23 protein-coding genes are annotated in these 26,694 nt (G+C 60.4%); 7 read left to right on the top strand and 16 right to left on the bottom strand.

Annotated elements, in window-relative coordinates:
• Positions 1-51: 51 nt before the first annotated feature.
• The 3 genes from G5179_RS03375 to G5179_RS03365 form a co-directional block, all read right to left on the bottom strand.
• Complete coding sequence (locus G5179_RS03375; RefSeq protein ID WP_421203055.1) at positions 52-1,578, bottom strand: methyl-accepting chemotaxis protein; 1,527 nt, start codon at positions 1,576-1,578, stop codon at positions 52-54.
• A gap of 40 nt (positions 1,579-1,618) precedes the next feature.
• On the bottom strand, positions 1,619-2,350 hold the full coding sequence (locus G5179_RS03370) for a substrate-binding periplasmic protein (RefSeq protein WP_227342193.1): 732 nt from the start codon (positions 2,348-2,350) through the stop codon (positions 1,619-1,621).
• A 549-nt stretch (positions 2,351-2,899) separates the two neighbouring features.
• The gene (locus G5179_RS03365) at positions 2,900-4,138 is read right to left on the bottom strand and encodes a uracil-xanthine permease family protein (RefSeq protein WP_005347636.1); all 1,239 of its coding nucleotides are present in this window, start codon (positions 4,136-4,138) and stop codon (positions 2,900-2,902) included.
• A 305-nt stretch (positions 4,139-4,443) separates the two neighbouring features.
• Here G5179_RS03365 and G5179_RS03360 point away from each other — a divergent pair, with 305 nt between their 5' ends.
• Positions 4,444-5,742 (top strand): hypothetical protein, encoded by a 1,299-nt coding sequence (locus G5179_RS03360; RefSeq protein ID WP_421257870.1) that lies wholly within the window; start codon positions 4,444-4,446, stop codon positions 5,740-5,742.
• Positions 5,739-6,080, top strand: a complete 342-nt coding sequence (locus G5179_RS03355) for an RT0821/Lpp0805 family surface protein (RefSeq protein ID WP_040065365.1) — start codon at positions 5,739-5,741, stop codon at positions 6,078-6,080. Before G5179_RS03360 ends, G5179_RS03355 begins: the two co-directional genes overlap by 4 nt.
• 87 nt (positions 6,081-6,167) lie before the next feature.
• Here G5179_RS03355 and G5179_RS03350 read toward each other — a convergent pair whose 3' ends face one another.
• Entirely contained in the window at positions 6,168-7,883 is a 1,716-nt protein-coding gene (locus tag G5179_RS03350) for an NAD-dependent malic enzyme (protein WP_199415397.1), read from the bottom strand.
• A gap of 274 nt (positions 7,884-8,157) precedes the next feature.
• On the opposite strand from G5179_RS03350, the gene G5179_RS03345 reads away from it, so the two are divergent.
• Positions 8,158-8,922 carry a substrate-binding periplasmic protein gene (locus G5179_RS03345; protein ID WP_236396761.1) on the top strand — a complete coding sequence of 255 codons (765 nt, stop codon included), beginning with the start codon at positions 8,158-8,160 and terminating at the stop codon, positions 8,920-8,922.
• Between the two features lie 87 nt (positions 8,923-9,009).
• Here the strand turns inward: G5179_RS03345 and G5179_RS03340 are convergent, their stop codons facing one another.
• From G5179_RS03340 to G5179_RS03295, 10 genes are all read right to left on the bottom strand, one after another.
• On the bottom strand, positions 9,010-9,420 hold the full coding sequence (locus tag G5179_RS03340) for a DNA breaking-rejoining protein (protein ID WP_236396759.1): 411 nt from the start codon (positions 9,418-9,420) through the stop codon (positions 9,010-9,012).
• A 159-nt stretch (positions 9,421-9,579) separates the two neighbouring features.
• On the bottom strand, positions 9,580-10,551 hold the full coding sequence (locus G5179_RS03335) for a formate dehydrogenase subunit gamma (RefSeq protein ID WP_005334792.1): 972 nt from the start codon (positions 10,549-10,551) through the stop codon (positions 9,580-9,582).
• Positions 10,548-11,174, bottom strand: a complete 627-nt coding sequence (gene fdh3B, locus G5179_RS03330) for a formate dehydrogenase FDH3 subunit beta (protein ID WP_005334799.1) — start codon at positions 11,172-11,174, stop codon at positions 10,548-10,550. Before fdh3B ends, G5179_RS03335 begins: the two co-directional genes overlap by 4 nt.
• A gap of 4 nt (positions 11,175-11,178) precedes the next feature.
• A complete protein-coding gene (locus tag G5179_RS03325; RefSeq protein WP_421257869.1) occupies positions 11,179-14,055 on the bottom strand; it encodes a formate dehydrogenase subunit alpha in 2,877 nt (958 codons plus the stop codon).
• 23 nt (positions 14,056-14,078) lie between these two features.
• A complete protein-coding gene (locus G5179_RS03320) occupies positions 14,079-14,282 on the bottom strand; it encodes a transcriptional initiation protein Tat (protein WP_421249310.1) in 204 nt (67 codons plus the stop codon).
• A gap of 129 nt (positions 14,283-14,411) precedes the next feature.
• The gene (locus tag G5179_RS03315) at positions 14,412-15,029 is read right to left on the bottom strand and encodes a TorD/DmsD family molecular chaperone (RefSeq protein WP_058058400.1); all 618 of its coding nucleotides are present in this window, start codon (positions 15,027-15,029) and stop codon (positions 14,412-14,414) included.
• A gap of 9 nt (positions 15,030-15,038) precedes the next feature.
• On the bottom strand, positions 15,039-16,811 hold the full coding sequence (locus G5179_RS03310) for a 4Fe-4S dicluster domain-containing protein (RefSeq protein ID WP_421257868.1): 1,773 nt from the start codon (positions 16,809-16,811) through the stop codon (positions 15,039-15,041).
• Positions 16,812-16,914: 103 nt separating this feature from the next.
• Positions 16,915-17,514, bottom strand: coding sequence for a DUF3306 domain-containing protein (locus G5179_RS03305; protein ID WP_421257867.1), 600 nt, complete (start codon positions 17,512-17,514; stop codon positions 16,915-16,917).
• Positions 17,507-18,061 (bottom strand): DUF3305 domain-containing protein, encoded by a 555-nt coding sequence (locus G5179_RS03300; protein WP_204381330.1) that lies wholly within the window; start codon positions 18,059-18,061, stop codon positions 17,507-17,509. The genes G5179_RS03305 and G5179_RS03300 overlap by 8 nt, the downstream gene beginning before the upstream one ends.
• A 471-nt stretch (positions 18,062-18,532) precedes the next feature.
• Complete coding sequence (locus G5179_RS03295) at positions 18,533-19,255, bottom strand: hypothetical protein (RefSeq protein WP_421249307.1); 723 nt, start codon at positions 19,253-19,255, stop codon at positions 18,533-18,535.
• Positions 19,256-19,485: 230 nt separating this feature from the next.
• Between G5179_RS03295 and G5179_RS03290 the strand changes: the two genes are divergently transcribed.
• The gene (locus tag G5179_RS03290) at positions 19,486-20,343 is read left to right on the top strand and encodes a formate dehydrogenase accessory sulfurtransferase FdhD (protein ID WP_323968682.1); all 858 of its coding nucleotides are present in this window, start codon (positions 19,486-19,488) and stop codon (positions 20,341-20,343) included.
• 15 nt (positions 20,344-20,358) lie between these two features.
• Positions 20,359-21,225 (top strand): substrate-binding domain-containing protein, encoded by an 867-nt coding sequence (locus G5179_RS03285; protein WP_421257931.1) that lies wholly within the window; start codon positions 20,359-20,361, stop codon positions 21,223-21,225.
• An 80-nt stretch (positions 21,226-21,305) separates the two neighbouring features.
• On the opposite strand, the gene G5179_RS03280 is transcribed toward G5179_RS03285, so the two are convergent.
• Together G5179_RS03280 and G5179_RS03275 are read right to left on the bottom strand one after the other, a co-directional pair.
• Positions 21,306-23,384: a sensor histidine kinase gene (locus G5179_RS03280; RefSeq protein WP_421257866.1), complete on the bottom strand. Its 2,079-nt coding sequence runs from the start codon at positions 23,382-23,384 to the stop codon at positions 21,306-21,308.
• A gap of 25 nt (positions 23,385-23,409) precedes the next feature.
• A complete protein-coding gene (locus tag G5179_RS03275; RefSeq protein ID WP_111900509.1) occupies positions 23,410-24,765 on the bottom strand; it encodes a sigma-54-dependent transcriptional regulator in 1,356 nt (451 codons plus the stop codon).
• A gap of 255 nt (positions 24,766-25,020) precedes the next feature.
• Between G5179_RS03275 and G5179_RS03270 the strand changes: the two genes are divergently transcribed.
• Positions 25,021-25,863 (top strand): substrate-binding domain-containing protein, encoded by an 843-nt coding sequence (locus G5179_RS03270; protein ID WP_201907223.1) that lies wholly within the window; start codon positions 25,021-25,023, stop codon positions 25,861-25,863.
• A 129-nt stretch (positions 25,864-25,992) separates the two neighbouring features.
• Positions 25,993-26,694: an ABC transporter permease gene (locus tag G5179_RS03265; RefSeq protein WP_019446238.1), complete on the top strand. Its 702-nt coding sequence runs from the start codon at positions 25,993-25,995 to the stop codon at positions 26,692-26,694.

Here is a 26,694-nt window from a genome sequence, read left to right as displayed (position 1 = left end):
GATCGCGACCACCGCTCGCACCGAGGATCCCCCGCAGGGCGTATGTGCTCTCTAGACCCGAAACAGCTTGAGCAGGGTATCGAGCTGACCGGAGAGCTGGCGCAAATCGCTGCTGGCTTCAGCCACTTGCACCACCCTGGCCGCGCTCTCGCTATTAAGGGTGGCAATCCGGTTCACGCTATGGCTCACCGCCTCTGCTACCGAGTGTTGCTCTTCCGAGGCTTGGGCAATATACATGTTCATCTCGCGGATCAGACTGACCTGGTTTTTAATTTTCTCCACCGATACCTGTACATCGGCGGCTTCGGCTCCCGCACGAGAGGCCTGCTCCTGGCTCAACTGCATCCCGGCACCGACATTCTGGGTCGCCTGTTGCAGCCGTTTGATGCTGGCACTGATCTCTTCGGTCGACTGACGAGTGCGCCCCGAGAGGGTTCGCACTTCATCGGCCACCACCGCAAAACCGCGCCCCTGATCCCCAGCCCTCGCCGCCTCGATGGCGGCATTGAGCGCCAGCAGATTGGTCTGCTCGGCAATACCATTGATCACTTCGATAATATTGCCGATGCTGCTGCTCTCGGTAGAGAGGGAGCGCATCAGCCCCGCCACCCGTTCCACCTCTCCCACCAGCTGATGAATCGCCTGATTGGCATGACCGGCCAGATTGTAGCCCTGCTCGACATAAAGGTTGGCCTCATCGGTCGCCGTAGCAGTCTTCACTGCATTACCTGCCACCTCCTGCACCGCCTGGCTCATCTCGGTAATGGCAGTCGCGACCTGATCCAGCTCCAGTTGCTGGGCATCACTGGCGCCCCGAGTATCCGCCGCAAGGGTGTCACAACGTTCCGCGGTCTGCAGCACGCCAGCAGAGAGCTCGTTGATTTCGGCCACCATCTCCTGAAGCTTGGCAATAAAGTGATTGATGTTGGTGGCCAGCGCGCCCATCTCATCCTGACGGAGGATCTTGAGACGCCGGGTCAGATCCCCCTCTCCCCTGGCCAAATCGAACACCGCCAGATTCATCTGATGAAGTGGTCTCAGCACATTGCGATGAATGAGTACCATCAACAAGGCAATGATACAGATATCAAGTACCAGGATCTGCCAGACAGTGGTGATCAACTGCTGGCGCAAGTTGGCCTGAATGGCCGCATCACTGGTTTCGACCAGCAATCTGGCCACGGTATTTTTCTGGCCGCTGTCGTCGTAGACCAGATCATACCCACCATAGGCCGCCGTATCGGCGGGTATGGCCGCTACAGGGGAAATAGTGCCCGCTGCATCACGGGCAAACCCGGCCACCAGCTTCTCCTTGTTGACCACCAGCAGTGTGCTGAGCATATCGGCCGCCAGCTCGGATTTGAGCGATGCCTCGATAAAGGCCGACTCATAATTCCACAAAGGGCCAGGCAAGGAGAGCTGCAGTCGCTTGATCGCCTGCTCGACCAGCTGAGCCTGTTTGCTGTAGCTCTCTTCCCTCACCGAGCTGTAGTTATAACCACCAAACAGTACCAATAGCAGACTCACCGAGAGGGAAGTCAGTACGGCAATCCTGAACTTCAGACTTTTCCAATCCATGACTTCCTCCCGGTATTAACGGCAGCAGGAACAGTACAACTTACTGGTACTTGGCGTTGATTTTCTCGATGGTGCCGTCGGCTTTCATGGCTGCCAGAACCTCGTTGAGCTTGTTGATGAGTTCATCGGGCGTATCCTTGTTAAACGCCAAACTCATCTGGGTTTCCTTGAACACGAAGACCGGCTTGGGTGAGGCCACCTTCTCCTTGCTGGCCAGATAGGGCGCCAGATACTGGCCGGTTGCCCAGAGATCGATACGACCGGCCTCCAGTTTTTTCACGTTGGCGGTGTCATTGGCTGCCAGCTGCAACTTGGCAAATCCCTGTGCCTTGAGATACTCGGCCGCCGCATCGCCGTTATAGCCCCCCACCGAATACTGCTTGGCCTCTTCCAGTGAAGAGACTGTGATATTGGCCGTCGAGCTGGAGAAGAACACCCAGTTGTTATTGACCAGCGGCCCCACCCATTTAAACAGCGCCTCACGCTCCGGGGTACGAGTCGTGGAGTAGAGTGCGGTGTTGGGAGTGCTGAGGGTATCTTCATACGCCCGCTTCCAGGGCATCAGGGTCAGCTTGTATTCGACGCCGGCACGCTTGAGCAGCTCTTCGACCACCTCGGTCGATAGCCCGACAATCTTGCCCCCCTCCCCCTGCATGTTGAACGGAGGGTAATCCTCGGTCATCACGTTCAGTGGCGCAGCCTGAACTGCGCTTATCGCCATCATGGAAGAGACTGAAAAAATTGCACTTTTCCACAGCAGTTGATAGTTCATTGCAACCTCGCTTTGCTTGCCATTCATCCCTGAACATCCGCCGTTACCGATGGCGGTGCACATCTGACCCGCTGGGGTCATGCCGGCTTTCACGGCTCGCCGCCCACCCATGTGCAGCAGCAAACAGATCCGGATTTTGCCAGTGCGCAACGAAACGCAATCGGCGGGGGAGGCTCACGACAAATCGAGGTGGAAACATGCCAGGGCAGCATGAGGGGAGTGTGGAGGGGGCGGATAAACCTCTGCCATACAACAGCGCTGTGGCGAAGCAGAAGCGCATCGTTTAATGACCAAGGTCTGGGAGAGAAATGATAGAAAACGCCAACATCCATTTTCCCATACTGCTCGAGGAGACCTCAGAGCCAAACCTGTCCTTTAGCTAAGGTCACGAAAAGAGATACGTCAAATGAGAGCGCTAACCCCCTCATCTGCTTCCAAATTAGATTCCAGATGAGCTCCGCATAGCCGAAAAGTGGCGCGAGAGAACCGAAACAGAGAAGGCCACCGCGAGGTGGCCTTCTACAAGTCAACGTGAACGTCTGGTGAAACTCAATCCTTGGCCGCGTCCATCACACCCTCTTCGGAGTGCGCAGGCAGGATCAGGTTGAGCAGGATGGCGGCAACGGAGGCCAGGCCAACACCGGCCAGCGCGAAGTCGCCAATCTTCATCTCCAGCGCACCGACACCGACAGTAAGAGTCACGGCGACGATGGCGATATTGCGTGACAGCCCCAGATCCACCTTGGATTCCACCAGCGTCTTGAGACCGATGGCAGCGATGGATCCGAACAGCAGCAGCATGATACCGCCCATCACCGGCATCGGGATGGAGGTGAGCAGCGCATTGAACTTGCCGAAGAAGGCCAGAATGATGGCAAACACCGCAGCCCAGGTCATGGTGACCGGATTGAAGTTACGAGTGATCATCACGGCACCGGTCACTTCGGCGTAGGTGGTCACGGGTGGGCCACCGATGAAACCGGCGAAGCAGACGCCGATGCCATCACCGGCCAGCGTACGGTGCAAACCCGGATCCTTGGTGTAATCCTTGCCAGTCACGCCACCAATCGCCAACACGCCACCGATATGCTCGATACAGGGGGCGATGGCTACCGGCAACATGAACAACGCAGCAGCCCAGTTGATCTCCGGGGTTTCGAAGTGGGGCAGCGCCAGCCAGGGGGCGTTCACCATGCCATCGAAACTCACCTGGCCCATAAACACCGCCGAGACATAACCGGCAATCACACCGCACAGGATGGGGATCAGCTTGATCCACCCCTTGCAGAACACAGCGGCAATCAGGGTGACCGCCAGCGAGATACCGGCCAGCGTCAGCGCAGTCCCCGCAGGAACCACCTGCTCACCACCGGCGCGGCCCATCGCCATGTTGCAGGCAACCTGAGCCACAGAAAGACCGATCACCATGATCACCGGGCCAATCACCACCGGGGGCAGCAATTTGTGCACAAAACCCATCCCTTTTGCCCGGATCAGCGCAGCCAGAATGAAATACATGAAACCGGCGGCAAACAGGCCAAACATGGTGGATGGCAATCCCCAAGTCTGGGTGGCGTAGATGATGGGAGCGATGAAGGCAAAGCTGGAACCGAGGAAAATCGGGACCTGGCGGCGGGTGCAGAGCTGGAACAACAGGGTGCCCACACCGGCGCCAAGCAGGGCCATGGAGGGGTTCAGTCCGGTGAGCAGGGGCACCAGAACCATGGCACCGAAGGCGACAAACAGGATTTGCAGCCCGGCGACACTTTGCTTGACTAAGGAAAACATGGATGTCCTTAATTTTTTGATAACTGATGGGGATATTTATCACTTTTCAGTCATCACAAGACTTTTTCAAGGCACAAAATGAACACAAATGCGTCACCTGTTACCTTTTACTGCTTGGGAAGGGCATGAAACTGGCTTTTTAGGCGGGATTCGTTGCTACAAGCATCGAGTATGCGATTTTACGCATTATTGTGACGAACGCCAATCGTTTTTCCATCATGTTTATTGTGTTCATGGTCAAAGATGCCACCGCCAGGGGGCGCTCTATAATGGATCCTGTGAATCAAGATGGACAAGGAGTCCCCATGTCACAGCCCCCATTCAAGGCCAGCCAGCGCAGATTGCTTATTGGCTCGGCCATCGCACTCGCCCTGTTTGCAAACCCGTTCAGTTATGATTTCGCCCACAATGAGTGGCAAATGAATCAGGCCTATGCCAAGTCCTGCTTTATCGCCGGCACTCGCATCACGATGGCCGATGGCTCCACCCGCCCCATAGAGACGCTCCGGGTCGGTGAACGAGTGCTGGATCAACACGGCGGCAGTAACCGGATCCTGGCGGTCGAACGGGTCATACTGGGCAAACGCAGACTCTACGGGATCAATGATCTGCCCCCGTTCTTTACCGCAGAACACCCTCTGCTGACCACGCGGGGCTGGGCAGCCATCTCACCGGCTATGACACGAACCGAAAACCCGCAACTGGCAGTGCTGCCGCTATTTACCGGCATGCAGATAATGTGTCGCCCGGCACCTGTCATGGTGACGGGCAATCTGGCCCTGCAATCCCAGCCGGAATTACTGCTGGTTGAGTCACTCTGCTGGATCGAGGCGCCTCCCACTACCGCACTCTTCAATCTGCTGCTCGATGGCAGCCACAGCTACATCGCCAATGAGCTGATCGTTCACAACAAAGATGGCGATGGTGGCAGTGGGGGCAGCAGTGGTGGGGGCAGCAGCAGTGGTGGTGGCAACAGCGGCGGTGGCAGCAACAGCGGCGGAGGCAGCAACAGCGGCGGAGGCAGCAACAGCGGCGGTGGCAGCGACAGCGGCGGTGGCGGCAACAGCGGCGGTGGCAGCGATGACAGTGGCGGCCAAGGCGAGCATGCCGGCGGAGAGCAGCATGGTGGAGGTGAACGGCATGCTGGTGGAGAAAAACATGCAGGGGGAGAACGCCATGGGGGTGGCCGCGGGTTTGGCAATGGCGTTGATGACAACGGTGTGGATGCCATCGATGCCAATGGCAACAAGCTCAGAGGCGATGGCACCATCGATGACAACGGCGTGGATGCAGTCGATGCCAATGGCAACAAGCTCAGAGGCGATGGCACCATCGATGACAACGGTGTGGATGCCGTCGATGCCAATGGCAACAAGCTCAGGGGTGATGGCACAGTCGATGACAACGGTGTGGATGCCGTCGATGCCAATGGCAACAAACTCAGGGGCGATGGCACGGTCGATGACAACGGTGTGGATGCCGTCGATGCCAATGGCAACAAGCTCAGGGGTGATGGCACGGTCGATGATCGCCAGCAAGTGCTTACCGATGAGCAGGAGCGGGCGCTGCTCAACAACGGTTTTCGCCAACAGGGGCAACCATGATGCGTTATCTGCTAACACTCCTCCTGCTCGGCCTCGCTGGCTGCGCCACGGTCGACACTCCGCCGCTTTACCATCAAATGGATAAGGCAGATGTTCAACTGGCCAATCAGGCTCTCGCCAAGGCGCTGGAAACCCGTACCAAAGGGCAGAGCCTCACCTGGTTCAATCCGGCTAATCGTCACTCGGGTAGCGTCACGCCGCTGCGCACCTTCCGCCATACCAGCGGGGAGTGGTGTCGCGACTATCGCGAGCAGCTCTATATCGGCAAGGCGAGCCAGCAGTGGCAGGATACCGCCTGTCGCAATCAGCAAGGGCGCTGGCGGCCATTGCGAACTTAGTGAATGCCACGGGGTAAACGAAAGGGGGTAGCAGCGCTACCCCCTTGTCATCTTTACCGATCCGCTATCCGGGCGGTGAATACGCGGTTATACCCGACGATAGGGCAGGTAAACCGGCTCCCACATGTGGTTGAGGATATGCTGCTGCAGATCCTGACCGATCAGCGGGTGGGAGGGATCCCGGCGCACGATATCCTTGAGCACGGCGGTCGCCACATGCACCGAGATGCTGCGAAGCTCGCGAATGCGGGGATAAACGGCCCCTTTCGCCAAATCCACCTCACTCACGCACTCGGCCAGCGCAAAGGCGGCGGTCGTGAAGACATCGGGCGTAATCTCGCGGAGCTGGCTGACGATGGCCGCCAGACCTACACCAGGGAAGATAAAGACGTTATTGCCCTGCCCGACCCGAAAATCCTGCCCTTCGTAGCTCACATCCTTGAACGGACTACCGGTTGCAACGATGGCTTTGCCCTTGCTCCAGCGGTAGATATCTTCCGGCAGCGCTTCACAGTTGGCGGTGGGGTTGGAGAGCGGGAATACCATGGGGCGCTCGCAATGTTTCAGCATCAGCTGGATGTGCTCTTCCTGGAAGGCACCGCCCGAGCCGCTGGTACCCAGCAACACCGTAATGGGCACATGACGCAGCACATCGGCCAGATTGGCCTTGCCGGGCACCTCGGTATCCCAGCCCGCCAGCAGCAGCCCCGGCTTGGCGTAGCGACGCTTGTACTCGTCGAGCCCGTCCCGGTTGTCGCACACCAGCCCCTGGGTATCCAGAATGTAGATGCGATCGCGGGCCGCCTGCGGATCCATCCCCTCGCGGATCATTCCCGCGCAGATCTGATCCGCGACGCCAACCCCACCGGCGCCAGCGCCGTAGACCAGATAGTTCTGCTGGCCCAGGGTCTCCCCCTTGACCTTGACCGCGCCGATGATACCGGCCAGCACCACGGCACCGGTGCCCTGAATATCATCGTTGAATGACGGCAGTGACTGCTGGTAGCGAGCCAGATTGTTGAAAGCATTGGATTTGCTGAAGTCTTCCCACTGCAGCACGGCGTTGGGGAAGTGGCGCTTGACCCCCTGTACGAACTTGTCGATGAACTCTTCATACTCCTTGCCGCGAATGCGCTTGTGCGGGCGCCCCAGATACATGGGATCATCGAGCAGTTTCTGGTTGTCGGTGCCCACATCCAGCGCGATGGGCATGCAGCAGGCGGGGTGAATACCGGCCCCCAGGGTATAGAGCGCCAGCTTGCCGATGGGGATCCCCATGCCGCCAACACCCTGGTCGCCGATCCCCAGAATGCCCTGGCTGTCGGTGACAACTATGATGCGGATCGATTTGGCATCGAAGTGGCGGGCCTGACTGCCCATGTCATCCACGTTGTCCGGGGTAATGTAGAGGCCGCGCGGCTTCTGGAAGCGGTGGCTGAACTCCTGGCACGCCTTGCCCACGGTCGGGGTATAGATATAGGGAGTCATCTCCTCCACATGGCGTGACAACAGGGCATAGAAGAGAGTCTCGTTGCGATCCTGCAGGGCACGCAGGTTCTGGTACTTCTCGATATCGCTGCAAGCGCTCTTGAACCCCTCATACACTCGCTCGAGCTGGGCTTCAAAAGTTTGTACCTGAGGCGGCAGCAAACCATCGAGATCAAAATCGGCCCGCTCCTGTTCGGTGAAGGCCGTGCCCTTGTTGAGGTATCGATTGTTAAGCAGATCAGTGCCGGTCAGTGCAACGGGGCGAAAATCCTGTCCCTGTGCATCTTTCCACAGCAGATATTGTCCGGTAGCCATAGTCATTCTCTTTGATTTACGTGAAATTGCCGTTCGGCAGGAGAGCAAGACTCATAATGAAATCAATCATATGACGTTTACTCGATCGGTTTTGTGAGCTTGGGCATACCCTGCGGCCAAAATAGGCGTCTGGCGGCCCCGGCGAGACAAATTTCCACGGCAAGGAATGAGACTCATGTTAGCATTGCGGGCAACCCAGCCCCTTTCACCGCATCACAGCCGGGAGTGACCTGATGCCCTCGCCTCTGCCAGCCTGCGTCCCCTTCTTTCTGCCATGCGCTTGATCCCGCTGCTTGCTCTGTGGCTATTTCTGACCTGCCAGTCGGCTCTCGCCGCACCGGGCCGGGTGCTCAACATCATCGTGGGTGAATGGCCCCCTTTTGTCTCCGAGCAGTCAAAACAGCACGGGCCAGTGGCCCACCTCATCAGCGATCTGTTCAAGGAGGCGGGCTATGAGGTGAAGTTCCACTTCGCCCCCTGGGGTCGGGTCTATTCGCTGGCGGCCAACAGCCAGCTCTACGACGCCACCGCCGTCTGGATGCACAAACCGGAGCGGGAGCAGGATTTTCTGTTCAGCGAAGCGGTGCTGCAGGAGCAGTTTGTCTTCTTCTCCCTCAAATCACGGCAACTGCAAGCCGAGCGCCTTGAGCAGATCATCGGCATGCGGTTGGGGGGCGATATCGCCTATAGCTACGGGCCCGAGCTGGACAAGATGGTGGCCGATGGCAAGGTAACCCAACAGAAAGTCACCGACGTGAAACAGAATTTCGGCAAGCTGCTGCGCGGGCGGATCGACCTCTATCCGCAAGAGCTGCGAGTCGGTCTGGCCGAGTTGCAGAGCCAGCTCGATCCCGCCAGCGCGGCACTCATCACCCACAGTCAGACCCCTTTTCTGCGCAACGACAGCTTCGTGATGTTCCCGCGCAAGATGCCGGATTCAGCCAAACTGCGGGATCAGTTCAATCAGCTGTTGCAGCAGGCCATCGCCAGCGGACGTTATCAGCGCTACTTCGAGCGGCTGGCCCGGGGGGAATATTGACCTTGGCGAGGCAAAAACAGAGGGGATAAAACAACGGTGGCGGCCCTTTGTGGCCACCACCTCTGTGATGCTTGTCAGCGGCCGGCATTAGCCGCTGATGCCCACCTCCAGCTTGAACGACGTCTTGGCCTTGCTGCTCTCGGCAGCCCCCATCTGGTAGACCCGAATGGTATAAGTGCCCTTGGCAGGCAGGGTTGCCTCAAAGTTGTTCCCGTCACGCGAGCCAACAAAGATCGCCTCCCCCTTGCTGCCCGGCGGCAAAATATTGAAGTAGGGCTTGCCGGTCAGGATCACCACCATGCTCTGGCCCTTGTTGGCCGTCAGCTTGTAATCGAGGGTCTGGCTACCTTGAATAGTGCCGTTGATAGTCGCCCCTGACTCCCCCTTCTTGAACTGCACCTGCTGGGTCTTGATCCCGTCAGCCGCCTGCGCCACGCCCGCAATACCACCGAAGAGCGCAGATGCACATACCGCTGCCAGCCATGCTTTTCTCATCATTTGTCATCCCTTGTGTGAATGGAACCCCTGTTACTGTTGCTCAAGGTGGCCCAAAAAACCATCGCCGTTTGCGGCATCGTTCAATCAATTTGCCATCACCATCGACCCGCCATCAAAAGGGGCGCCGCAGCGCCCCTTCTCTTTATTCTTTGTCGACCATCAGCTTGATTTCCCCGCCTTGGGCTCATCGAGGGTGTGCTTCACCTCTTCATACCAGAGGTCGTGGTGCTCCTTGGCCCAGGTCTCGTCCACCTCGCCGGTCACCATCCCCTCCAGCGCCCCTTCCAGCTGGAACAGGCCCATGTAGATATGGAAGATAAAGCCGCAGATAAGGATCAAGGCGCCTACGATATGGATAAAACTGGCCCACTCCATCTGGCGGCGCAGCTGGCCGAAGATGGGGAAATCGAGGAACAACCCGGTCGCCACCACAATGCCGCCAAACCAGATCAGCAACCAGAAGATCGCCTTCTCGCCACCGTTGGAGAAGCCCGCCGAGGGGTGGCTTCCCTTGTGCTTGCCGAGCATGCCGCCAAACTTCATGAACCACTGCACATCCACCATGTTGACGATGTTGTGGCGGAACCACTTGATGAGCACCCCCATCAGGCAGAGGAAGAAGAGCGGCCCCACATAGTTGTGGAACACCTTGGCAAACCAGATCCAGTTCTCCCACACCCCGAGGCTCACCACCGGCTTGATGAAGTACTTGCCGTAGATGATGGCCAGCCCCGACCCGGAGAGGGTCAGGAACATGGCCGCCGTGGTCCAATGCAGCGCCCGATCCAGCCTGCTCCAGCGCTTGAGCTTGCGCCCGGTGCGCGGTTTGGAGAGCTTGGTCTGCCCCACCACCAGGTACATCAGACCGCACATGGCCAAGGAGCCGAAGATGGCGATGGCACCGAGCGGCGACACCCACTTGGTCTTCACCTCGAACCAGAGTTGGCCCGGCACCGAGATAAGTACCCCGTGCTCCGGCGAGCGGGAGGTGGTCACCCCCTCCTGCCCATCCTTCACCGCCCGCCAGTAATCGGCGCCGGCAAAGCCGACCGCCTCTTTCTCGGCATCGGCGAAACTTGCGGTACTCACCAGCAGCAGGGCAGCAAACAGGGCCATTAGCCAGGTTTTCATGCCGCCCCTCCCTGCTTGTTCAGCTTGCTGGCATCGTGGAACAGCTCATCGCCATTACCCCAAGCCGCATCCTTGGCACCACGATAGGCAACCCGCTCGCGGAAGATGTCGGAGATCACCTGCGCATCCCCTGCCAGCAGTGCCTTGGTGGAGCAAAGCTCGGCACACATGGGCAGCTTGCCCTCGGCAATGCGGTTGGCACCGTACTTCTGGCGCTCCGCCTCGCTGTGATCCTCTTCCGGGCCGCCGGCGCAGAAGGTGCACTTGTCCATCTTGCCCCGATCGCCAAAGGCGGCGGTCTTCGGGAACTGGGGCGCCCCGAACGGGCAGGCAAACAGGCAGTAGCCGCAACCGATGCAGAGATCCTTGTTGTGCAGCACTATGCCATCGTCGGTGTGATAGAAGCAGTCGGCCGGGCAGACCGCCATGCAGGGGGCATCGGTGCAATGCATGCAGGCGACCGAGATGGAGGTCTCACCCGGCAGGCCGTCGTTGAGGGTTACCACCCGGCGGCGCTGGATGCCCCACTCGAGGGCATCGTCGTTCTCGTTCTTGCACGCCGTCACACAGCCGTTGCACTCGATGCAGCGCTTGGTGTCACACATGAATTTCATTCTGGCCATGGGATCAGGCTCCTACTTTGCGAAAACGGCACAGGGTGACCTTGGTCTCCTGCATCTGGGTGACCGGGTCATAACCATAGGTGGTGACTATGTTGACCGACTCCCCCAGCACATAGGGGTCAGACCCTTCCGGATATTTGGATCGCAGATCCTTGCCCTCGAAGTGGCCGCCGAAGTGGAACGGCATAAAGGCGAGCCCCGGTTTGACCCGCGGAGTCACCAGTGCCTTCACCTTGACCCGGCCCCCTTCCGGCCCCTCGACCCACACATCCTGACCGTCGCGCACCCCGACGTCGTTGGCATCCGCCGGGTTCATCTCGACGAACATCTCCTGCTGCAATTCAGCCAGCCAGGGGTTGGAGCGGGTCTCGTCGCCGCCCCCCTCGTACTCCACCAGACGGCCGGAGGTGAGGATGATCGGGAACTCCTTGCTGACGTCCTTCTCCTGCACCGAGGCGTACTGGGTCGGCAGGCGCCACAGGCTCTTCGAATCAGGCCAGGTGGCGTAGTCGGCCAGCAGATCCCGGCGCGGGGTGTAGAGCGGCTCGCGGTGCTTGGGCACCTGATCCGGGAAGGTCCACACCACGCAGCGCGCCTTGGCGTTGCCATACGGCACAAAGCCGTGCTTGATGGCGACACGCTGGATGCCGCCGGAGAGATCGGTCTTCCAGTTCTTGCCCTCGGCCTCTTTCTTCTCGGCCTCGGTCAGCTCATCCCACCAGCCGAGCTGTTTCATCAGGTCGGCAGTGATCTCGGGATAACCGTCTTCCACCTCGCTCCCTTTCGGCCAGGAGTCTTCGGCGAGCAGCGAGACGCCCTGATACTCGATGCCGAAACGTGCGCGGAAACCACCGCCCCCTTCCGACACCGGAATGCTGGTGTCGTAGAGGATATGGCTGCCGGGGTGTTTCATCTCCGGGGTGCCCCAGCAGGGCCAGGGCAGACCGTACACTTCGCCACTGACCGGGCCGCCTTCGGCCTTGAGGTTGGTCTTGTGGAAGGTGTGCCAGTTCTGCTGGTGCGCCTTGAGCCGCTCCGGGCTCTGGCCGGTGTAGCCCACGCTCCACATGCCGCGGTTGTATTCGCGGGTGATGTCTTCCAGCAGTGGCTGATTGTTCTCTACCTTGATGTGCTTGAACAGCTGGTCGGCAAAACCGAGCTTCTTGCTCAAGAGATACATGATCTCGTGGTCGACCTTGGATTCGAACAGGGGTTCTATCACCTTGTCGCGCCACTGCATGGAGCGGTTGGTGGCGGTGACGGAACCATAGGTTTCGAACTGGGTGGTGGCCGGCAGCAGGTAGACTCCGTCGGTGCGATCGTTCATGACGGCAGCGACTGTGGGATACGGGTCGACAATCACCATCATGTCGAGCTTTTGCATCGCCTTCTTCATCTCGGGGCCGCGGGTCTGGGAGTTGACCGCATGGCCCCAGTAGAACATGGCGCGGATGTTGGAGCCCTGCTCGATGAGATCGGCGTTCTCCAGCACCCCGTCCACCCAGCGGGAGACCGGAATGCCGTTGTTGTTCATCGGCAGCTTGCCGTTGTAGACCTTGTTGTCGAAGCGGGCCTTGATCCACTCGTAATCCACATCCCACACCCGGGCCCAGTGCTTCCAGGAGCCCTCTTCCAACCCGTAGTAACCGGGCAGGGAATCGGAGGTGACGCCAAAGTCAGTGGCGCCCTGCACGTTGTCGTGACCACGGAAGATGTTGGTGCCCGCTCCGCTCTTGCCCACGTTGCCGAGGGCCAGTTCGAGGATGCAGTAGGCACGGGTATTGTTGTTGCCGGTGGTGTGCTGGGTACCGCCCATACACCAGACCACGCAGCCGGGGCGGTTGTCGGCCAGCAGTTTGGCGGCGCCATAGACCTGCTGTTCGTTGAGGCCGGTCACCCGCTCCACTTCGGCCGGGGTCCAACGCGCCACCTCTTTTTGCACCTCGTCCATGCCGTAGACGCGGGTGCGGATGAACTCCTTATCTTCCCAACCGTTCTTGAAGATGTGCCACAGCATGCCCCAGATAAAGGCGACGTCGGTGCCCGGGCGCAATGAGAGGTACATGTCCGCCTTGGCGGCGGTGCGGGTACGGCGCGGGTCAACCACCAGGATCTTGCAGCCGTTGCGCTCTTTCGCCAGCAGGATGTGCTGCATGGCGACCGGGTGGGCCTCCGCCGGGTTGGAGCCGATAAACATGATCGACTTGCTGTTGTGCATGTCGTTCAGGCTGTTGGTCATGGCACCGTAGCCCCAGGTGTTGGCTACACCCGCGACCGTGGTGGAGTGGCAGATCCGCGCCTGGTGATCCACGTTGTTGGTGCCCCAAAGCGACGCCATCTTGCGAAACAGGTAGGCCTGCTCGTTGGAGTGCTTGGCAGAGCCGAGCCAGTAGACGCTGTCGGGGCCGGACTCCTTACGCAGGCGCAGCACCTCGTTGCCCACCTCTTCGATGGCCTGATCCCAGCTGATGCGCTGCCACTTGCCACCCACCAGCTTCATCGGGTACTTGAGGCGACGCTCACCGTGGCCGTGCTCGCGCAGGGCCGCCCCCTTGGCGCAGTGACCGCCAAGGTTGAAGGGGTGATCAAACGCCGGCTCCTGACCGGTCCAGACGCCGTTTTGCACCTCGGCATAGACGCCGCAGCCCACCGAGCAGTGGGAACAGATGGTGCGCTTCACCTCGACCGGCACGTCGGCCGCCACGGTTTTGGCCTCGGCCCGCTGCATCATGGCTGGCGCCAGCCAACCGGCGGCCACGGCGCCACCGGCCACCAGACCGGAGTTGACCATAAAGGCGCGACGGGTCAGCCCCTGACCGCGAATGGCCTCATTGCCCTGCTCGCCCACTTGGGGCTGCTCGGCACGTTTTGTCAGTTTCATGAGTTCTCCTTCACTGATCCGGCTCAGTCGGTGCCGCGCAGGGTGCGATAAAAGTCGTGAACATGGGGGGTCTCCCGATAGCCCTTGTCAGGCTCGGTGTCGTAGGTCAGCACCTCTTTGCCCACCACCCGGCCGGTGGCACCGGCCAATACGCCTATGGTGGCGACCACGCCAACTCCCTTGATCAGATTGCGGCGGGACGGGTCTTTCAGCTGTTCATCGCTCATTCTTGTGACCTCTGTTGTTGTTCTTGCCGGCGCCTGCGCGCCAGCTTCGCGTCCAATGGGATATCTCGTCTGCTCGTTTATGCGCAGCTCTTGTTATGCGCAGCTCTTGTTGTGCACAGACAGGGGCGTTCAGCCCGGCACCACGCAGGCGCCAAACGGCAGGCGCAATTCGTTTTCCAGCTTGAAGAAATCTTCGGCAAGGGCGCCGACCGCCCGGTAGAAGCTGCCCCCTTTCGCCTGTTGCTGATCGCGGCAGCAGGCGAGTACCCAGGGGGCAAGGTGGCGCTCATAGAAGCGGTTGCGCTCCGGGTGCTGCTCGCCAATCAGTACCGCCATCACCTCACAGAGGGCGGCGAGATGATCTTCCGGCTCGCACACTCCGCTCTGGCGCTCAAAACCGAGGGACTGCAGATCTGCGCGCAGCACCGCCAGCGGCAGCTCCATCAAAGAGCCGGTGAGATACCAGGAGGCAAACGGCACGATCTCCCCGCGCCCCAGCCCGATAAAGAGATCCTGATACTCCTCGGCAAGCTCGTTTTCGTGGTGGCTGCTAGCCGCCAGCTGCACCAGCCCCAGCCCTCTGGCAAAGGGGCCCGGCATCGGCTGCAACCCTTGCAGCCAGGCGAGCTGTTCGCCACGGGGAGCGGCGCGCCAGAGACTCGCCAGCAGGGCGTAGAGATCGGCGCTGCTCTGTTCCAGTTCGGTCATGGTCAGTTCGCCAGCCTTTTCGTTATGTTGTTCACTCATCACTGGCCCTCACACCTTGAGCTGGGAGACGGGATCCGCCGCCAGCGCCGCAAACACATCCTTGACCCGACACTCCTCGCACATCAGCAGCCGCTGGGCGGCCTCGTTCTGGAAGTGGGAGTGACCGGCCAGTTTTTGCTGGATGCGGCGGATCATCGAGGCGGGCGCGAACGGCTTGGAGCAGCGAATGCAGCAGGCCGCCTCTTCCGATTTCAAACTCTGCACGGCGCGGCGCGCCTCGGGCACAGGTTGCAGACGGGGCACCAGTACGATGGCCTGCTCGGGGCACGCCTTTTCGCACATGCCGCACTGGATGCAGTCCTGCTCGATAAAGTTGAGGCCGGGCGCATGACCCACCGCATGCAGGGCGCGGCTCGGGCAGACCGCCACGCAGCCCATGCAGAGGGTGCAGTCTGCTTCTTTCAGCTCCACGCTGCCGTAAGGGGCGCCGTGGGGCACCGCCAGTGGCTCGCGGCCGCCATTGTTGGCTTGCCAGAGGGCATCGAAGGCGGCAAACAGGTTCTCCCGTTTGTCTCCTTTCAGCGGCTTGTCCAACAGGGCAACGGCTGACTGCGCGTAAAGAGACTCATCCATTTCGGCATCGCCGTTAAACAGAGCAATACGATTGGCAGCAAGACCAGCGCCCGCCAACAGCACGGCGGCGCTCGCCAGCTCTCGCTCAACCAGCGCACGGACACTGGCGGGAGCATCGTCGCCCAGCGCAATGCGCACCGCGCTGGCGCCATAGACGAGGGCGGCAAACCAGCTCTCGATGCCTAAACTCGCGCTCTCCTCCATCCAGACTGGCAGCCAGTTGGCGGGCAGGCGGGTGAGTTCGGCTTCCACCCATTCGCGCTCGTTTTCACCAGCGATGAGCAGCTGCGGCGCGTCGCCGCCCGCCTCCCGATAGTGCTTGAGCAGGCGGAACAGGTAGTCGCCGCTGGTGTTGGCATCGGGCTGGTGATAGGCAATCGCCCCGGTCGGACAGGCAGAGGCACAGCTGCCAAAGCCCTGACAGAGATGGGGATCGATCTGGATGCGACCATTGATGGGCTTGAGGGCATCGGTCGGACAGACATCGAGGCAGCGGCTGCAACCGGGCACGCCGCGGGCGGTAAAGGCGCAGGCCTCGGGGTCGAGGCGAAAATAGCGCGGCTTGTCGAAGATACCGGTGAGGGCACAGAGCTCGGCGAGCTGTTCAGCCAAGTCTGTGTCATCAGCCAGATGCAGATAGCCAACCGGCGGACGCTCCAGCGCAAAGAGCGGGGCGCGGCCCAGATCGGCCACCAGATCAAAGCGCGGCTCGCGTGGCTGTTCACTAACAGCAGCCGCTTGGTGTGGAAAGCCTTGTTGTGGGAAGCAAAGCGCAGCCAGATTAACCCGCTCCCCCTGCCCATTGAGGCCGGTGAGCTGAAACTGGCCGAGATACCCTGTCAGGCCCGGCTCGCGCAGGGTCAGGGCCGCGAGGGATGCGGTGGCATCGAAAATGGCTTCGAGATCGGCCGCCTCGGCATCGTGAACCGATTCGCTCACCAGCAGGGTGGGCTTCACCCCTGCTGGCAGCAGGCTGGCGGCGCGGCGAATACGATCTTCCGGGCCGACCAGCAGCAGGCACCCCTGACTCTGGTAAGAGACAGTGGCCGGTATCAGGTTGTCGGTCTTGACCGTATGCTGCAGGGCATAGGCGCGAGCGCGCGCGTTATGCTCGACCGCCCCCGCCCCATGGGCAAGATTGGAGGCTAGATTTGGGCCCAGATTTGGCAATGTTTGTTCAGTGCTCACATACGCTCCTGTGCGCACCACCTCATGGGATGGGCGCTTGTTGGTAAGCCGAGAGAGCAAGAGGCGAGCCAACTCCCTCGGAAAAAAAGTGACTGACAGGGAGTCAGGATCCTGAGGGTTCCATTCCCTCACCTTTAGTTGGGACATTTTGTCCACCACAGGAAACCAAAATGTCCCGATCGTCGCTGTGGGTTTGAGAATGGTTATCAGCCAGCTCGGGCGGCTCGGCGGCAGGTTCGCTGGCAAGCACAACCGGTTCCGCGGATCCGCTGGCCAGATTGACCGATTCGCTCTCCGGGGCGGTTACCTGCTCTACCAGCCAGTTGCGCAGGCCAGCGGTCAGGGCCGCAGGCAGCAATTCGGGCTGGCTGAAATCCTGGGTGTAGTCGTCGAGCCCATCCGGCTTGTGGCTGCGAAACATGGCCCGCAGCGCCTCCCTGTCGGGGAGTTTGGCCTTGCCCGGCTGGGCTGTTGTTAGCTGCGGTTCGCCACTCTCGGTCCCCTCAACGGCAAGGGATTCACAGCTCCCCTTGTCAGTGCTGACTACGGGGCTATCCAGCGATGTATCTGGTGTTTCACCTTCGCCACTGCCTTCGATAGGGGCGGCAACTGCCTCGGGGATAACCTCTTCCCGTGGCTGCAATGCCTGATGCTTGCGCGCCTCACTCTTGCGAGACGACCAACGTTTGAGGAACTCACTCATGGGCGCGATTTCCGCTGTCACTGCCACGCTCACGGCCATCGGGGCCGGTGGCCTTGACGGCGCCGCAGCTGGCTTGATCCTGGCTATCGACTCCCAGCTGATCCTGCGCCCGTCCCTTGCCCTTCTTGCCCTTACGACGGGCCTCCAGCAGCTCGCCATGGCGACCGATAAAGGCCTCCACCCAGGCTTGCAGCGCCTCGGGCAGCGGGCAGGAGAGCACCTGCCGCTCGCCATCCATATAGGCGGCGGCCACGGTCTGGCTCAGGGTCAGGCCATCAGCCACAAAGCCACTGTCCACACGGCTTCCGGTGACAAAGAGGCGGGGCGAGCCGGAGCTCAAATTGAAGCGATAATCCCCCCGCTCATCGCGAAACAGGGTAAGAGGCAGCGCACCGGCCGCCTCAGGTTCGGCGGGGTGGAGCGCCGCAATCTCGAAACGGCGGCTCTGCCAGCGGCCAACCTGGCTGTCGATGGCCTTTAACTCCAGTTGCAGCCAGCGCTGCGGGGGCAAGGTATTGGTTGTCTCTTGCACTGTCACGGCTCCCATCAGAAGGTCTCTGCCGGGTCGCCCTCCCCCGTGATCCACCCAATTCGAGGCAGATCAGAGCAGGAGATTTATGGCGGCCACGGCCATCAATGGGATAAGACATAGCAAGAGTGGGGCCAAGGCCGGTCTGGTGGCCGATGGGGTTTGATGCGGGTTGGGTCGTCGTGCGGGATATAGGTTGGCGCGGGCGTAGGTTGGTGCAGAGCGCAGCGAAGCCCAACATGCGGCGTAAGACCAATCCGCCAGAACCTAATCAGCAGGGATGACGATAATCGAATAACACCGAATTATCCGATTATTGCCTTGATAAGAATGTTTGCGGTAAACGTTGGGCTTCACTTCGTTCAACGCCAACCTATTATTTAGCCCAAGATGCGAGATGATGGTGCTTCCCAGTAATTAACTCTTTGTCCGCATATCTAATCAGAACTGAATTTAGTGAAACTCAGCAGTAATAACTGTCTATTTAAATTACTCACACCAAACATCACATTTTTCTTGCATTCTTAAATTAAGTAATGTTGCACTTACACAAACACCATAGGGACTTCCATCAATAAAAATGACTTCATCTCCTTTTTCCCATCCTAAGCAATATGTCTGTGCTTCAAACTTCTCTCCGTTTATAATGAATAACTCATCATTGTGAGCCACTTCAATTTCATAACTATTATATTTTCCCCCTCGGTTCATAGTCCTAGGTGGTTGCGGAGGAACACTAGCAGATTTTTGTGGGATAGATTGAATTCCATGTAATGCTGCCGACTCTCTCTGAGCACATGAAATAAATAGACTCGGGCCAAGAGAAGGACTGCAAACACTTAGCAACCACTGACGCTGCTTTTCATTCAAAGATGAAATATCGAGACTAGCATTAGATACAGCAGTGCTTTCTCGGATAAGACAATTGATTGTCAAAGATGGCCCAAGAGAATCAGGGCAGCTACTTGTTATCCAAGTACGAATATCTGGTTGAAAATGTCCAAGATTAGGTTTTCCTTGCGATGCTGCAGATGCTTCACGTACAACGCAACTTGACCAAAGAGACGGACCTAAACTACTAGGACATGAACGATTGACCCAGTCGCGCATCTCTTGTGAGAGATTGGATAGTGCTGCATCTGGTGTTTGAGCAATGCACCAATGGGCCGTTAAAGCAATAAAAGCTGTTAATAACTGAATGAATTTACGCACATCAAACCCTTTTATCAGAGTTAACTGATATTTAATTTACAAAAATATCTATAGCGAATATTTTCATACCCTAATACCAATTTGTCTAGCAATTTCATGGTGAAATAGAGCATTCCGTATAATAACTACAGTTCATCAAACCCATGAGGCTCCCCTTCCGAATAAACAATCTGGAACAAAACTTGCTGTATCCCTCCCCTTAGATCCCGGCAACCGGTCGCGAGGGGCCCATGACACCGACCTTTATCAAAAGCAATGCAGCCGCCCAGCTCACCATGGCCGTCGAGGTGATGGATGAACAGGGCACAATGAACACCCGCCAAATCGCCTGTGAGCGGCCACTGACTGTCTACCTCAACTGGAAGGAGATAGTGACCCTGATGACGCTGGGGGCCCGCCCCGAGGCGCTGGTGCTGGGTTACCTTAAAAATCAGGGCTTTATCGAGGATATCTCGGCCATCGAGTCGGTGATCGTCGACTGGGAGAGCGAGGCCGCCGCCGTGGTGAGCAGCCAGCAGGCTGAAGATCTCGACAAATCGCTGGAGAAGAAGACGGTCACTTCCGGCTGTGGTCAGGGCACCATGTATGGCAGCGTGATGAAGAAGCTCGAAGGGGTGGTCTTGGCGGCGCCCGAGCTTAAACAGAGCACCCTCTACGCCCTGCTCAAGGCGCTGTCGGCCCATAACGAAACCTACAAGATGGCGGGTGCGGTGCATGGCTGCGCCATCTGCCGCGGCGCGGAGATCCTCTCCTTTGTCGAGGATGTGGGGCGCCACAATGCGGTGGATACCCTGGCGGGCGAGCTATGGATGCGCGGCGAGAGTGGCCACGACAAGATCTTCTACACCACCGGGCGACTCACCTCGGAGATGGTGATCAAGGTGGCGCAGATGGGCATTCCAGTGCTGTTGTCGCGCTCCGGCGTCACCCAGATGGGGCTGGATCTGGCCCGCCAGCTCGGCATCACCATGATTGCCCGCGCCAAGGGGCGCCATTTCGAGGTATTCAGCGGCCACGACCATATGGTGCTGGACGAGAAGCCGCCGGTGCTGGCGCCCAGTCCGGCTGGTCGCGGGATGCGGGATTAAGTCATGAACGAATTTATGAATGTGAAGCAGGTGGCGGAATACCTCGATCTCAACGAGAAGAAGGTCTACCAGCTCGCCAACGAGGCGCGCATCCCCGCCACCAAGGCGACCGGCAAGTGGCTGTTTCCCCGCTCCCTGCTCGACCGCTGGCTGCTCGGCAGTTGCCACGAGGGGGTGATGAACGACCGGCTGCTGCTGGCAGGCTCGGACGACGTGCTGCTGCACTACACCAGCAGCCGCTTGGCGCAGCAGCTCGGCACCCAGGCACTGGTGGGCTACACCCCGTGCGGCACCCGTCAGGGGCTGGCGATGCTGGCGCGCGGCCATGTGGATCTCTGCGCCATCCACTGGGGGCAGGCCGAGGAGGCGCACCTGCGCCACCCGGCGCTGGTGCAGCAGTATCAGGGCCACCGGCAATGGGTGATCGTTCATGGATTTCGCCGGGTGCAGGGGCTGGTGCTGCGCCAGGGGTTGCAACCCAAGGAGGCGAAAGAGGCGCTCGACTGGCGCTGGGCCATGCGTCAGGAAGGCGCCGGCAGCCAGCGCGCCCTGCAGGAGTGGCTGCAAACCCAGGGGGAGTCGCTGACCCGGCTGGAACGCACCCTTGAGGTCAACAGCGAGCGGGAGCTGGCTGCCGCCATCAGCCGCGGCGATGCGGATGTCGGGCCCGGCGCCCAGAGCACCGCCACCGAGTTTGGCCTCGGCTTTATGCCCTTGTCGCAGGAGTGCTTCGATCTGGTGATGCCGCAGGGGGTCTTCTTTCGTACCCTGCTGCAACAGCTGATCGGCTGGCTGCAATCCCCAGAGGGGCGCGAGCTGGCGGCCCGCCTCGGCGGCTATGACCTGACCCAAAGCGGCAAGCTGGTGTGGAGTCCGCAGTAAATAACCACTCACCCACCGACAAAACAGCCCGCCAACCATGTTGACGGGCTGTTTTTATCACGGGCCTTTTTATAACAGCCTCAATCGCTTGTCTCACGCCCCTCGGCATTGAGCGCAATGCGCCACCCTTCCAGTTTCGCGGGCTCGCTGCCGCTGGGCAGCAGGGCGTGGCTGCGCAGCCGCACGGTAAAGCAGCTCCCCTGCCCCGGGGTGGAGTCCACCAAGAGCTCCCCACCCCAGCGACTGATGATGCGGTGGCTCAGGGCCAGACCCAGCCCGGTGCCGGTAGCGCGGGTGGTGAAGAAGGGGTCGAAGATCTTGTCGATAATCGCCGCTTCGATGCCGCTGCCGTTATCGATCACCCGCACCTCGGCCCCGCGCAACTGACCCAGTTCATCGACCCAGTCGCGGCTCTCGACCCGGATCTCCCCCTGCTCCCCCAGCGCGTGACTGGCATTGACCAGGAGGTTGATCAGCACCTGCAACAGCTGCTGGCGATCCGCTTCGATGGGCTGCAGGGCCCTGAGATCGGCCACCAGCTCCACCTGCTGCTGGCGCAGGGCGGAACGCACCAGAGTCAGGCTCTCCTCAATGATGGGGTTGAGGTGCTGCCACACCGGCGCGGTCTCGTAATCGCCAGGGCGAGAGTATTGCAGCAAGCTGCGGGTGATGGCACGAATGCGCTCGATCTGGGCCAGCACCAGCGCCAGCTCTTCGCGCACCGGCTCGGCCGCTTCCCCCAGCTCCAGCTTCATCAGCTCCACATTGCCGAGGATCACCGCCAGCGGGTTGTTGATCTCGTGGGCCACACCGGCCGAAAGCTCGCCAAGGGCCGCCAGCTTCTCGCTGATCAGCAACTGCTGGCGCGCCTCGGTCAGCATATGGATATGATCTTCCAGCTCGGCAGTCTTGAGCTCGAGGCTTTGGGTACGCTCGGCCACCTTCTGCTCCAGTTCGTCGGCGCTGCGAGCCATCTGCTGCTGGTGCGCTTCTTGCCTGTCCAGCATGGCGTCAAACTGGCGACCGAGTTGGGCCAGCTCGTGATCGGGGTCGAGGGCCAGCGGGCCGATGCGGGCCGACTCCCCGGTCTGCACCTGCCGCACCACCTTGTGCATCCGCTCGATGGGGGTGAAGAGATCCCGCGCGCCGCGATAGACCAGCAGGCCGGAGAGCAGCAACAGCAGCACCACGCCGGAGCCCAGCTCCACCAGATTGGTGAGGTAGGTGCGGATGATGGGCCACTCGAGAAAGCCGACATAGAGCATGCCGAGCCGTTCGCCCCTGGCCCCCAGCAGCGGCTCGTAGCCGGAGACATACCAGGCGTCGTGGACGAAAGCGCGGTCTATCCAGATATCCCCCTGCCCCAGCACCTGTTCGCGCACCGGGGGCGAGACCCGGGTGCCCACCGCCCGGCCAACCTGACGGCTGCTGCTGACCGGCACATTGGTGCTCACCCGCAGATCATCGAGAAACAGGGTGACCGTACCTATGCTCCCCTCTGGCAGGGTGTTTTTGGCAAACACCTGACCCTTGATCTCATCCACCAGCCGGGTGCTGCCGTTAATCAGCTCCCCCCCCTCCAGCACTGCCCAAAGGGATCCGTCGCGCCCCATCACAGGCGTCAATGACAGACTGATCAGCCCCCGGCTCTCCACCGCTTTGGTGCCATCCCGCTGCCACAGCACGGCTCGCTTGGCCAGTTGCGGGGAGAGGGCGAGCATCTCCTGCTGCGACCAGACCACGAAGTGACTGACGCTGCGTCCGGCACTCAGGGTCGTCAGCTCCTGCGCCGTCAGAGCCTGAAGCTCGGCGCCGCTACGCAGGCGCAGAAAATCGAGACCATAGTTGGCAGCCAGCGGCATCACCCACTCGTCCAGCCGGGTTGGTGACTCACGCAGCCGCAGCTGAAAAGCCCAGGCATCCCGAAGATGTTCGAGGTGCTCGGCCTGACGCTGCTGCTGCACGCTGACCGCATGATGGGCGACGCCAAGGTCGCTGCGCACCGTGGTGAGCAGGTTCTGCCAGCTGTAGGTGAGGGTCCAGTAGAGGGTGAGCCCTATCATGCCCGCCAGGGTGAGCATGATGGGTACCGAGGTGAGCAACAGCAGGCGCCAGCGCACTTTGGTTCGCACGCAGCGGGGGAGCAGAGTCAGTTTCATCGCCACCACATCCGATCACCCTTTATCATTCGATGGCCCACTCCTTGAACTTGCGATCCAGCGTCTTGCGCGCCACCCCGAGCACCCGGGAAGCGGCCGACTTGTTGCCATCATGGCTCGCCACCACTTGCAGAATATGAGCCTTCTCCACCTCCGCCAATGGCCACTCCAGCGGGTAGCCCGCCTCGCTCCCGCCGGCTTCGGCAGGCTTGACGCTCTGCCAATATTCAGCGGGCGGCTTGCCCAGCAGCAGGCAGCGCTCAATGAGGTTGCGCAGCTCGCGCACGTTGCCGGGCCAGGGATAGGCCTGCATCGCCACCACATCCTCGTGGGTCCAGCTCAAGGAGCCCATCCCCATCTCGGCGGTGAGCTGGCGGGTAAAGTGGTGTACCAGCGCGGGGATGTCGTCAATGCGATCCCGCAAGGGTGCAACCGGCAGCGCCACCACGTTGAGGCGATAGAAGAGGTCCTCGCGAAAGCGGCCCGCCTCCACCTCGGCCTTGAGGTTGCGATTGGTGGCGGCGACGATGCGCACATCCACCGACAATTCGCGCTCGGCCCCCACCGGGCGGATGGCCTTCTGCTCCAGCGCCCGCAGCAGGGAAGCCTGCATGGCAAGGGGCATCTCGCCGATCTCGTCCAAGAAGAGCGTCCCCTGATGAGCGACCCGGAACAGGCCGTCACGCCCCTTGCGGGCGCCGGTAAAGGCCCCCTGCACATGGCCAAACAGCTCGCTTTCCAGAAGCTCCGGGGCGATAGAGGCGCAGTTGAGGGGCACAAAGGCCCCCACCCGGCCGGAGAGCTGATGCAGGGCGCGGGCCACCAGCTCCTTGCCGGTGCCGGATTCCCCCTCCACCAATACGGCGGCGTTGGAGGGGGCCACTCTGGCGATCAGGGTCTTGAGCTCGCGGGTCTTGGCGCTGTCGCCGATCAGAGTGGGCGGGAACAGCTTGCTCACCTCCCGACGCAACAGCAGGTTCTCCCGCTCCATCTGACGGCGCTCGATGACCCTGTCCACCGCTTGCACCATCTGCTCCAGGTTGAAAGGCTTGAGGATAAAGTCGCAGGCTCCCAGACGCAGCGCCTTGAGGGCGGTCTCCATATCACCAAAACCGGTCATGAAGATGATGTCGCTGCGACGGGTGCCGGGCTCGATAGCCTCGTGCCACTCGATACCGGAGCGTCCCGGCATCCGGATATCGGCGATGATGAGATCGAAGTGAAGGCGGCAGCGCAAGGCTTCCGCCTCCTCCACACTGGCGGCTGTCTCTATCTGGGCGAAACGCTTGGCCAGCGCCTTGGCCAGAAAGCTGCGCATGCCGGGCTCATCGTCAACGATAAGCAGGGAGAGGGCAGACCAGAGACCGGGAGAGGCTGTCATGGAAAAAAGTACCTCGAATACAGGTAAGGTCGAAGAATGTCCCGATAACCGGAACCTTTGTGGGACATTTTGTCCTTCCCGCAGCAAAATCACCAACACCAATTATTAAAAGCGATAACCGGCTCACCTAATTGCCACCATTAAATAACTGTTTTTTAAGGGCAAAGAGCTAATCTCTGTTATCAGAAACAGTTTGGCACCCTGCTTGCTTACTCTTGCCCTCTCCTCATCCACCCTGAAAAAAGTTGCATCACGATGACGATTAAAACCTGCCTCAAACGTTTTGCCCTCTCCCTCGCCGCCAGCCTGCTGATCGCCGGTGCGGCCCACGCCGAAGCGGATACTAATGCCACAAAAGCGCCGATCCGACTCGCCACCACCACCAGCACCGAGCAGTCCGGTCTGCTGGGCTGGCTGCTGCCCCAGTTCACCAAGGAGACCGGTTATCCGGTGCAGGTGATGGCGGCCGGTACCGGCCAGAGCCTGAAGATGGGCGAGAATGGCGACGCGGATCTGGTGATGACCCACGCCCCCTCTGCCGAGAAGAAGTTCGTCGATGCGGGCTTTGGCATCGAGCCGGTACACCTGATGTACAACGACTTCGTTATCGTCGGCCCGGCGAAAGACCCGGCGGGTCTGGCTAAATTGCACGACGCGGCCAAGGGGCTGCAAGCCATCAAGGAACAGGGCCAGACCTTTATCTCCCGCGGTGACGAGTCCGGCACCCACATCAAGGAGAAGACCCTGTGGCAAGCCGCAGACGTTAAACCCGAGTTTGCCGGTTACAAGTCCATCGGCCAGGGGATGGGCCCGACCCTGACCATGGCCTCGGAGCTCGGTGCCTACACCCTGACCGACCGCGGCACCTGGCTCGCCTACCAGAGCAAGCTGGATCTCGCCGTGCTGCTGGAGGGTGACAAGCGCCTGTTCAACCCCTATCAGGTGATCCTGGTCAACCCCAAGCGCTACCCGGACCTCAACACCGAAGGGGCGCGCACCCTGAAGAACTGGCTGGTCTCCGAGCATGGCCAGAAGTTGATCGGCGACTTCAAGGTAGCCGGTCAAGCGCTGTTTGTGGCGGATGCCAACGGGAAATAATGGCAACCCCGACCCCTGCGATGACCTTGATGGCCCTCCCCCGGTTCGCTGAGGGAGGCGCCTGATGCCGACCCTGCTCGACACGACCTTATTGACGGCCCTCGCCCTGCACTATGAGAGAGAGGTCTGATGCCGACATTGATCGACACGACATTAGCAGCCCTCGCCCTGCTGTTCAGTGGTGACACCGAACTGTGGCAGGTGGTGGGGGTCTCCTTCTCCGTCTCCTGCATCGCCCTGCTGCTGGTGCTGCTGCCCGCCTTGCTGCTGGGCTTTGCGCTGGCCTATCTGCCGCTGCCCGGCCGCTGGCTCTGGCTCTCCTGCATCAATACCCTGCAATCGGTGCCGACCGTGGTGATTGGCCTCTTGCTCTACATGCTGCTGTCGCGGGCCGGCCCCTTTGGCGACTGGAAGCTGCTCTTTACCCAGCAGGCCATGGTGGTGGGGCAGATGCTGATCGCCTTCCCGGTGATCGCCACCATGGCTCACGCGGCGTTTGTCCAGAGCGACCGGCGCGCCTGGGAGACCGCCCTGACCCTGGGGGTCTCCTGGCCCAAGGCGCTGATCGGCCTGATGCACGAGTGCCGCTTTGGCCTGCTGGCCGCCATCATCGGCGCCTTCAGCCGTATCGTCACCGAGGTGGGCTGCTCCATGATGGTGGGGGGCAATATCCTGCACTTTACCCGCAATATCCCCACCGCCATCGCGCTGGAAACCCAGAAAGGGGCCTTCACCCAGGGGGTGGCCCTCGGCATAGTGCTGCTCACCCTCGCCCTCTTGCTCAACCTGCTGCTGACGGCGTGTCGCGGCCACAGCTATCTGAAGAACTGA

This window comes from Aeromonas sp. 600886 (assembly GCF_049174935.1).
In the GTDB taxonomy this organism is placed as follows: domain Bacteria; phylum Pseudomonadota; class Gammaproteobacteria; order Enterobacterales; family Aeromonadaceae; genus Aeromonas; species Aeromonas veronii_A.
Note: the sequence above shows the minus strand (reverse complement) of the source record. Positions and strands in the feature narration are given on the sequence as shown.